This window comes from Moraxella sp. (genome assembly GCF_024227015.1).
GTDB lineage: Bacteria > Pseudomonadota > Gammaproteobacteria > Pseudomonadales > Moraxellaceae > Moraxella.
On the sequence record NZ_JAAELD010000030.1, the window covers coordinates 1 to 6,618 of the forward strand.

Here is a 6,618-nt window from a genome sequence, read left to right on the forward strand (position 1 = left end):
ATTTTTAATATATTCAAACAAGTGAATGACTGGTTTTTATGAAAGTAAGAAATTTTTATAAAACAATGTGATGATTGGTGGTAAAATAGGTTATTTTCTTAATAATTTGTATTTTATTGATAAATTTTAGATCATTAAGACAGCCATCGCTATTGAATTAAAAGGATAAGTATTATGCCAGTTTATCGTTCAAAAACCTCCACATCAGGTCGTAACATGGCAGGTGCGCGTGCGTTATGGCGCGCCACAGGCATGACAGACGGCGATTTCAATAAGCCAATCATCGCCATCGCCAACTCATTCACTCAGTTCGTTCCTGGTCACGTCCACCTAAAAGACATGGGTCAGCTTGTCGCCCGAGAGATCGAAAAAGCGGGCGGTGTCGCTAAAGAATTCAACACCATCGCAGTCGATGATGGCATTGCGATGGGTCATGGTGGCATGCTGTACAGCTTGCCTAGCCGTGATTTGATCGCAGACAGCGTAGAATATATGGTGAACGCACACTGTGCAGATGCCCTAGTGTGCATCTCAAACTGCGACAAAATCACCCCAGGCATGCTGATGGCTGCCATGCGACTAAACATCCCTGTGGTGTTCGTGTCAGGTGGTCCGATGGAAGCTGGCAAGGTGTTGGCAAGTGAGACACATGATGGTCATATGGTACATGAGACCATCACCGACGACAGCGGTCAAAAAATCCGTAAGCTTGACTTAGTCGATGCGATGATCGATGCAGCAGATGATCTGATCAGCGATGAAGATGTGGTGAATGTTGAACGCTCTGCTTGCCCAACGTGCGGTTCTTGTTCTGGGATGTTCACCGCCAACTCCATGAACTGCCTAACCGAAGCGCTTGGTCTATCTTTGCCTGGTAACGGCTCACTACTGGCGACGCATGCTAAGCGTAAAGAGCTATTCCTAGAAGCAGGCCGTCTGATTGTAGAACTTGCCAAGCGTCATTACGAACAAGACGATTATTCTGTATTACCAAGAAGTATCGCCACCAAAGAAGCCTTTGAAAACGCCATGAGCCTTGACATTGCCATGGGTGGTAGCACCAATACAATTCTACACCTTTTGGCAGCGGCCAATGAAGCAGGTGTTGACTTTAAGATGGCGGACATTGATCGCCTGTCTCGCCAAGTACCATGCCTATCTAAAGTCGCCCCCGCCACCCAAAAATACCACATGGAAGACGTACACCGCGCAGGTGGCGTGATTGGTATTTTGGCGGAGCTTGACCGCGCAGGATTGCTTAAGACTAACGTTCCCACCGTACACAGTCCGACATTGGCAGACGCCCTTGGCAAATGGGATGTCATGAATGCCGACAACCAGACCGCTCGCGATCTTTATATCGCTGCACCTGGTGGCGTGCGCACCACTCAAGCCTTTAGTCAAAACAGAGAATGGGGCAACCTTGACCTTAACCGCGAATCCGGCTGTATCCGCGCCAAAGAATTTGCGTATTCACAGGACGGTGGTCTGGCGGTATTATTTGGCAATATCGCTGAACGCGGCTGTGTGGTTAAGACCGCCGGCGTGGATGAGAGCATCCTTAAATTCACAGGGCGTGCGCGCGTCTTTGAAAGTCAAGATTCTGCTGTAGAAGCCATCCTTGCCGATCAAATCGTCGCAGGCGACATCGTCATCATCCGCTACGAGGGTCCCAAAGGCGGTCCTGGTATGCAAGAGATGCTTTATCCAACCAGCTATCTAAAATCAAAAGGTCTCGGTAAAGCCTGTGCGCTACTGACAGATGGTCGCTTCTCAGGTGGCACATCTGGTCTGTCTATCGGTCACGCCAGCCCCGAAGCTGCCGAAGGTGGTGCGATTGGCTTGGTGGAAGAATTTGACGTTATTCAGATCGACATCCCAAATCGCAGCATTCATCTAGATGTGTCAGATGAGGAGCTTGCGCGTCGTCGCACCGCCATGAATGAACGTGGCAATCAAGCCTGGAAACCTGTCAATCGTGAACGTCATGTCTCTCAAGCCCTGCGAGCGTATGCCGCGATGGCAACCAGTGCTGACACAGGTGCAGTACGTGATGTCAGCCAAGTTGAACGCTGATTATAAATGTGTTTAATAAAAACCCTGCTAATACGCACTATTAGCAGGGTTTTACGATAAAGCCATCAAAAAACCAGCCAAGAATCATTGGCTGGTTTTTAATTTATAATTATAGACCGATCTCACCAATGAAAGGTACGTGGCGATATTTCTGGTCATAATCTAGACCGTAGCCCACGATGAATTTATCCTCTACTTCAAAGCCCAAGAATCTAACATCCATCTGAATCTCACGGCGCGATGGCTTACTTACCAATGTGCACAATTCAATAGAATTAGGCTCACGAGTCTTTAGAATCTCGACCACCTTAGACAATGTACGACCCGAATCAATGATGTCTTCGACGATCAGCACGTCTTTACCCTTGATCTCGCTGTCTAGGTCTTTGACAATTTTGACATCACCTGATGACACCGTGGTCTTATTAATGTAGCTGGACACTGTCATGAAATCAAGCTCGTGCGGCTTATCGATGGCACGACAAAGATCCGCCATAAAAATCACCGAACCGCGTAGCAGGCCAACCAGTACCAAATCTCGGTCGCTATTGGCATAGTGCGCATCAATCGCCGCGCCTAGTTCTTTGACTTTAATTGCGATTTCTTCTTGTGAAATCATCACATTCATGACAGGTTTACTCATAAGGACTCTTTTTTAAAATAAAAACAAATATTCTAACGCATGCCAAAAGCATTGGCAAGTATTTTAATGGCAATCAAGCCAAGCCTATCGCCATCTCTGACAGGGCAAACTGGCGCACGTCATTTAGCATCGTGGTGTCAAAATTATGAATGAATGCAAAAGCCAGCTTACGATCAGGGTCGCAGAACGCCACCGAGCCATTATAACCCATGTGCCCATAAGCGTTCGGTGCATTTTGTAGGCTAAATAACCGATGAAAGCCCGTACGCCACAGCATGTTGGCGGGCATCACCGCATCGAAGCCATCCACTCGAATCACGCGCAAGCCTCTCATCACCTCGGGCGTGATCAACGTATCACCCTGCCACTTGCCGCCATTGGCATGCATGGCATAGATGGTTGCCAGTGCCCGCGCCGTCGAGATGCCATTCGCTGCAGGAATGATGGCTTGCAACACATCAGGATGATGGTATTCCACGCCATCACGCCCGTTTGGCATCAGTGCGTTTTTGTAATTCGCCAAATTCATCTTTGAGGTGTCAAAATACAACTTATTAACACTTGCCGTCCCGATCGATGTATCACCCAGCGCATTTTGCCACAGTGGTGAGACGGGTAGACTTGCCAATGTACCTAGCATCAAGGGCGTGTCAGGCTTTAAAGTGGGTTTTCTTTTGGCGCTTGGCGCGCCATCAAAATACCGCACCGGCTTAGCGACCTGCCCCACTTTATCGCTGGGCGCGCCGTAATACAACTGTCCTTGAATGCCCAGCGGTACTGCCAGATATTCATCAAGTGCTTCTTGCAAGCTAAGATTCGTCACGCGCTCCACCACATGACCAAGCACCCATCCTGAGACGAGTGCGCTGTACGCACTGGCATAACCATGCATCTCTTGACCGCGCGGGGTATCTATGGCCATGCTCGCCACAAGCTCGCCCATCGCTCGCCAATCAAGTAAATCATCAAGCGACTGCGTTAGCGTTGTGATATTAAACAGTCCTGACGTGTGCGTTAATACGTGGCGTAGCGTGATGTTTTGTTTGCCATTGACGCCAAATTGTGCCCAATAACGAGCGATCGGCACATCATAATCAAGCAAAGCCCTAGACACCAAGATCGCCACCAATGTCGCCATGACCCCCTTTCCAATCGAAAAGTTCACTGATAACGTAGTATCAGACCATGACTGACCTGGTAGCGCCTGCCCAACAGCGGTGTTTACCACTTCTTCGCCATCTTGATAAATCACAAGCGCCCCGCCCGCAGGCGCATCATCGAACTGCAAATCCTTCAAAACATCAGAAAAATCTTGCCAATCTGTCATAGCTTACTCTTTATGAATTTTTATGGATGATAAATGATGATTATCAAATCATCAAAAACACAAAAACTGGATTAGCTCCAGTTTTTGGGGTGGTGGCAGACATTATAAGAATGTAATGCGACCTAATAAATGTGGCTTATCCGTGCCAGCGGCATACAGCGCAAACTGACGGCCATCGGTCTCGGCTTGTGCCACGAAGTCAATCTTAGACGGCAAGAAAATCGGCGTCTTAAAAGACACATCCACACGATAAGCCTTAGGCAAATCATGGAACTGAGCAATGCTCGCCGCCTTCGACCACATGCCATGCGCAATCGCTCTAGGGAATCCAAACGCACGCGCTGACAACGGATGTAGATGAATCAAATTAAAATCTCCTGACACGAAAGCATAGCGACGCCCGATGTCTTCTGGGATGTTAATAAGCTCCGCCCAGTGATTCTCATCGGCTTCTAGTCGTGGCTGCGGTTCTTCGATAGATTTGGCACGGGCACGCTCTTCGGCGGTCTTTTTTTGGCGTGATAGATAAGTTGACACCCCTTCCCAGACGAGCTCGCCATCAATGGTTACCGTCGTGATGAAGTCGAACTGTTGTCCTTTGTCGTGCGCCTTTAGGTTGTCAAGACGAACGGTAAGTGCGACGGTCTCGCTGTCATAGATGATACGATGCTGCGTAACACTGTTCTCGATATGCACAAGACCAAGCATCGCAAAAGGAAAATCGGGCTTAGCCATCATATTCATCTGCAACGTCTGAGACAGCACCGCAAAATAAGTCGGCGGCACACGTCCATCATTAATAAAGCCACAGATCTTGCGATATTCCTTTAAGTTATGCTCATCAATAGCAAGGCTATCCACCTGATACACCGATTCTGGTAATGTCGTCGCCTTATTATCGCCAATAGGGATCAGGCTTTTGATGACATTGGCATAAGTGGTGTGCATTTTTGGCAATTCTTTAAAATGTTGTTCTGCCATAGGTTACCTATTTAATTTCCAATATTTATAAAGTATTTAGTAAGCGTTACGCACCAAGCACGCTTTGTCCACAGACGCGTACGATGTTGCCATTAAGTCCTGCAGCCTTTGGAGATAACAGCCAAGAAATGGTCTCTGCCACGTCGATAGGTTCACCGCCTTGACTCATTGAGTTCATACGACGCCCTGCCTCTCTGATGGCAAATGGCATCAAGCTTGTCATCTTCGTCTCGATGAATCCAGGAGCGACAGCGTTGATTGTTTTGTTGGTGTCTTTAAAGGTTTTGGCGGTTGCTTCAACCAGTCCGATCACACCCGCCTTACTCATGGCATAGTTGGTCTGCCCAAGGTTGCCCGCGATGCCCGAGATGGACGACACACATACCACGCGCGCATCATCACCAAGACCATTATTAGCGATCAGATATTCATTGATGTCATGGATTGCTTTTAGGTTGATGTTTAGCACCAGATCCCACTTATCTTCGCTCATGTTCGCCAAGGTCTTATCACGCGTCACACCTGCATTATGCACGATGCCATCTAGCACACCGCACTCACTTAAAATCTCACTTGCGGCATTATCAGCGGTGATGTCTAATGGTAGCGCACGCGCACCCAAGTTACCTGCGACGACCTGAAGATCAGCCAGACTCTGTGGCACGTCTAGGCAGTACAACTCCGCCCCATCACGCGCCAACACTTCTGCCACAGAAGCACCGATGCCACGAGATGCACCCGTCACTAGGATTTTTCTACCCAGTAGTGGCTTAGCATCGCTGGATTCACCTGCATTAATGACACCGCCTGTCTTGATATAGATTGGCTGACCTGACACGTAGGCGGACTTGGCAGACATGAAGAATTTTAGGGCGTGATCTAAATGCGCTTCAGCACCAACCTGTGTATATAGGACGTTCGCTGTGATGCCTTTTTTGAATTCTTTGGCGACCGATTTGGCAAAGCCGAGCAGTGCACGCTGAGCCAATGCAAAACCGATATCATCGCCAGTACAGCAATCAGGGCGCGCAACGATAATAATACGCCCTGATGGCTTGATACGACGTGCGATCAAATGAAAGAATTCGTAGACTTGCTTCAAGCCATCCACGTTCTTGATATTGGTCGCATCAAAGATCGCCACCTTAAATCGTGCATTCTCATCGCTAAGCTTCGCTTCAAGCTTGTCTTCTGTCGTGATCTTAGCATCTAGGGCGGTCAATGTCTCACGGATTACATCGCTGACCGAAGCATCTTCGCCTGCCGCCACACCAAGTACCACCTCGCCACGAATGATGGGCTGCCCCACCTCGTAGCGATCTAGTCTGATTGGTAGTGGCAAACCCAGATTTTTAGCGACTTTTTTACCCAGTGGCGATTGCACCAATTCACCGTAACGATCACTCATGGCATTCATCCTTATCTGTCTGTTTTTAATGTCTTTATTTAACTTGAAAATACCCCATTCTAACACAAAAATTCACCAATGCCACCCATATAGAATCACATTTTTATAAACTTAAATTTATCATTTAACGTAAATTGCTAAAATTATTGTTACAAAATAAGTCAAATCTGCCATTTTATAAAA

General features: G+C 47.8%; 5 protein-coding genes. 1 reads left to right on the forward strand and 4 read right to left on the reverse strand.

Annotated elements, in window-relative coordinates:
• Window positions 1-174: 174 nt before the first annotated feature.
• Window positions 175-2,076, forward strand: coding sequence for a dihydroxy-acid dehydratase (gene ilvD / locus GY683_RS00605; RefSeq protein ID WP_297286906.1), 1,902 nt, complete (start codon window positions 175-177; stop codon window positions 2,074-2,076).
• Window positions 2,077-2,185: 109 nt separating this feature from the next.
• Here ilvD and hpt read toward each other — a convergent pair whose 3' ends face one another.
• The 4 genes from hpt to GY683_RS00625 form a co-directional block, all read right to left on the reverse strand.
• Window positions 2,186-2,719, reverse strand: a complete 534-nt coding sequence (gene hpt, locus GY683_RS00610; protein ID WP_297286907.1) for a hypoxanthine phosphoribosyltransferase — start codon at window positions 2,717-2,719, stop codon at window positions 2,186-2,188.
• 73 nt (window positions 2,720-2,792) lie between these two features.
• Window positions 2,793-4,046: a serine hydrolase gene (locus GY683_RS00615; RefSeq protein WP_297286908.1), complete on the reverse strand. Its 1,254-nt coding sequence runs from the start codon at window positions 4,044-4,046 to the stop codon at window positions 2,793-2,795.
• 102 nt (window positions 4,047-4,148) lie between these two features.
• Entirely contained in the window at window positions 4,149-5,027 is an 879-nt protein-coding gene (locus tag GY683_RS00620) for a MaoC/PaaZ C-terminal domain-containing protein (protein ID WP_297286909.1), read from the reverse strand.
• A gap of 46 nt (window positions 5,028-5,073) precedes the next feature.
• On the reverse strand, window positions 5,074-6,435 hold the full coding sequence (locus GY683_RS00625; RefSeq protein ID WP_297286910.1) for a 3-oxoacyl-ACP reductase: 1,362 nt from the start codon (window positions 6,433-6,435) through the stop codon (window positions 5,074-5,076).
• Window positions 6,436-6,618: the final 183 nt, after the last annotated feature.

Coding starts and splice junctions, on each gene's coding strand:
- GY683_RS00615 (WP_297286908.1), bottom strand. CDS start 4,046: ATGACAGATTGGCAAGATTTTTCTGATGTTTTGAAGGATTTGCAGTTC.
- hpt (WP_297286907.1), bottom strand. CDS start 2,719: ATGAGTAAACCTGTCATGAATGTGATGATTTCACAAGAAGAAATCGCA.
- GY683_RS00625 (WP_297286910.1), bottom strand. CDS start 6,435: ATGAGTGATCGTTACGGTGAATTGGTGCAATCGCCACTGGGTAAAAAA.
- GY683_RS00620 (WP_297286909.1), bottom strand. CDS start 5,027: ATGGCAGAACAACATTTTAAAGAATTGCCAAAAATGCACACCACTTAT.
- ilvD (WP_297286906.1), top strand. CDS start 175: ATGCCAGTTTATCGTTCAAAAACCTCCACATCAGGTCGTAACATGGCA.